The following is a 2,778-nucleotide window of genomic DNA, read 5'->3' as shown; positions in this document are numbered from 1 at the left end:
CACAGCCTCCACCGTCTCCACCCGGGCCACTCCACCGCACCACCGTCCACCCGGTGCGCACCACTCCCGCGCCTCGGCCGCACCGGTGCGCGCACAGCCCACCGAGTGGAGCGCACCGGATGGACGGTGGTGCGCACTGGATGGACGCCCCACCGCTCCACCGCACCGGGTGGGTGCGCTCCACCGCACCGGTGCGCACCCACCCCGTGCGGTGGAGCGGTCACCGATGCAGTGGGGCGGGGCGGGTGACGAGGTCGGCGTGGTGCCCTGGTGGACGCTTCACCGCGCCCGTGCGGCTTCAGTCCCGCCGGGGCAGCCTCGCTGGCGAAGGGCCAGCCCGGAGCGTCGGGCGGCCTCGCCCAGCGTCAGGGCGCCTCCCGGCGTCGATGCCCTGGCCGCAGGCGGGGACGCTGGTACTCATCAGCGCAGGAGCCTCGTGGGTTTCCTATCCTGCCGCACCCGATCTCCCTCACGCCCTGGTCGAGTGGGTAACCATGCTCGTCGTCACCCGTGAGGGTGACCGCCGCTGCAAGCTCCCACCCCACCAGCGTGCTCTCGTCGGTCTGGTCTACCTTCGCCGGCACGACACGCTCGCGCAGATCGCCGCCGGCTTCGGCATATCCGTCGGCACTGCCCACGCCTACGTCACCGCCGTCGTCAGCCATCTGTCCTGCCGGGCGCCCGGGCTGCTGCGGGTCCTGCGGGAAACGGATCCCGAGTACGTCCTGCTCGACGGAACGCTCGCCGAGTGCGACCGGGTCGGTGACAGCCGGGCTGACTTCTCCCAGAAGCACCGCCGCCACGGCGTGAACGTGCAGGTCGTCACCGACCCTGCGGGCAAGCTGCTGTGGATCTCGTGCCCGGCCGCAGCCACGACCTGACCGCGGCCCGCACCCATGGCATCGTCCGGATCTGCGAACGCCAGGGCGCGCCTGTCCTCGCCGACCGCGCCTACATCGGGGCCGGCTTCTGGGTCACGACGCCGATCAGACGGCTTCCGCACCAGGACCTCACCGCGACCCAGCGGACGATCAACCGGGCGCTGTCAGCGGCACGAGCACCGATCGAACGAAGCATCACCAGACTGAAGTCCTGGCGCGTCTTCCGCAGAGCCCGCTGCAGCCCCAACCGCATGACGGTCATCGCCGCTGCCGTCCTCACCCTGGAGCGTCAACGCTGAAAACGCTCAGAGACACCGTGCAAGCCGTCGCATGCTCCCAGGAAGGCCGTCCTGTGGGCTTTCCAGGGAGCATGCTCACGCCGGGCAACACCGGAGCGAACGCCCACTATCGGCGACGACGAAGCCCGCCGAGCGGTAAGCGGAAGGCGCCTCAGTCCAGTCTCTTCCCCATGCGCGCCGAAAACTTCTCCGTGTCCTTCGTGTGCCACCACTCGAACAGGTGGGTGCGCACAAGGAACCCGAGGTAATTCAAGGTGTCCTCGGTGAGGTCTCCGCTCACCAGACTCGCCTCATGACCCTGGTAGTCGAGTGAGACTTCCCAGAGCTGCCCTGAGACGCTGACCTGAATTTTCAGAAGCAATTTCGGGAAGACAGACGGAACCCTCACCTCAAGGACTTCAAGAGAGGTCCCTCCTCCCTCACCCTGTAGTCCTGAAAGCTTCTGGGTGAGCGCTTCCCTCACTTGCTCCTGGGTGGCCATTCAGGTCCTCTCAGCACTTTGCGCCCGCTGAAGCCGCGACCACGGCTGGCGTTGTGTACTCTACCGTGGCCGTGATGATGCCCTGCGGCGTCAGACCGCCCGGCATCCCTCCAAGGGGCCCCTTGTTGACAACCACCTTGAAGTTCTTCGTCGGCGGCTTCGAGGAGCAGCCGGTGCCTACCTTGTACCGGTAGTACACCCCCGGGGTCCTCTCGTAGCCGTTGAAGAGTGTGTCGCTTATCTTGTTGCTGAAGCTGGTGCTCCAGCGCCCGCGCTCGACTATGTGGTTATAGCCCCAAGTTTTCGTTCCGCAGCGCAGAGGCATCTTGCTCGGACCGATCCAGTAGGTGTAGGCAACCTTTGAGTAGTGCTGCCTCTGGCAGGGGTCCGACGCGCTCGCTACGGCTGCCGCGTCATTGGTCGAAACATGTGCTGTGACGGCTGCGGGCATCTCCTCGGATGCGTTCGCAGGTGTAGGTGCGGCGAGCAGGACTGCTGCTCCTGCTGCCGCGATGAACGTCGCGGTGGACTTGCGTAAATGCATGGCGCGCACGTCTTCTCTTTTCGCTGCAGATGCTTCTGTGTCTCCTGTGGCCTTGCTTATGCTCTCCCTCCGTGATTTCCAGGTTCAAGGAATTCGCGAGTGATCATATTCACACCATGAAGCGCAACCGATACGTTGCGTTATTCATCCCGTGCGGGATGCCTCATGTGCTCAAGGAGGGGGTTGGCAGACGTGTGTACCACCATTCCGTCCCTCCTGAAGAGCAGCTCTTGCAAGACGGAGGGCGTCGACGCCACGGACGCTCACCCCCAGTTGGGGGAGCCGGATCGGGGACGGCAGCACGCGGGCGGCATGCACCGGCGTCCGGTGAACCCAGCCGGGCACGGCACGACCCGACGCCTGTCGACCGACAGGTCAACACGCTCTCCCACTGTGGTGGTGGGGTGCTGGGCGAGCGGCTCCCGTGACTCCTGCCTGCGTCCCGGGGGAGGATCAGAGGAGGTGAGTTCCCCTGATCACTGAGCGCCTTTCATCCTGAATAGCTGCAGGTCAGCAGGGTGTGGATCGCTTGGACGGTGCGGCTGATACGTCGCGTCGAGCAGCGCGCTCTGC

At 65.9% G+C, this 2,778-nt stretch carries 2 protein-coding genes and 2 pseudogenes; 1 reads left to right on the top strand and 3 read right to left on the bottom strand.

Features of this window, described 5'->3' with window-relative positions; translation table 11 throughout:
• The first annotated feature begins 386 nt into the window (after window positions 1-386).
• Window positions 387-1,180 (top strand): annotated as a pseudogene (locus ACF1GV_RS42490) (transposase family protein).
• A gap of 151 nt (window positions 1,181-1,331) precedes the next feature.
• Here ACF1GV_RS42490 and ACF1GV_RS42485 read toward each other — a convergent pair.
• The 3 genes and pseudogenes from ACF1GV_RS42485 to ACF1GV_RS42475 all read right to left on the bottom strand — a co-directional run.
• The gene (locus tag ACF1GV_RS42485; protein ID WP_391692522.1) at window positions 1,332-1,661 is read right to left on the bottom strand and encodes a hypothetical protein; all 330 of its coding nucleotides are present in this window, start codon (window positions 1,659-1,661) and stop codon (window positions 1,332-1,334) included.
• Window positions 1,662-1,671: 10 nt separating this feature from the next.
• Complete coding sequence (locus tag ACF1GV_RS42480; RefSeq protein WP_391692520.1) at window positions 1,672-2,214, bottom strand: hypothetical protein; 543 nt, start codon at window positions 2,212-2,214, stop codon at window positions 1,672-1,674.
• A gap of 481 nt (window positions 2,215-2,695) precedes the next feature.
• Window positions 2,696-2,778 (bottom strand): annotated as a pseudogene (locus ACF1GV_RS42475) (IS5/IS1182 family transposase); the annotation flags it as partial.

The organism is Streptomyces sp. NPDC014006, assembly GCF_043088925.1.
Taxonomy (GTDB): domain Bacteria; phylum Actinomycetota; class Actinomycetes; order Streptomycetales; family Streptomycetaceae; genus Streptomyces.
The sequence above is the reverse complement of the archived record's forward strand: the minus strand, read 5'-3'. Positions and strand labels throughout refer to the sequence as shown.

Excerpts from the sequence above, each read along its gene's own strand:
- ACF1GV_RS42485 (WP_391692522.1), bottom strand. The coding sequence starts at position 1,661 with ATGGCCACCCAGGAGCAAGTGAGGGAAGCGCTCACCCAGAAGCTTTCA.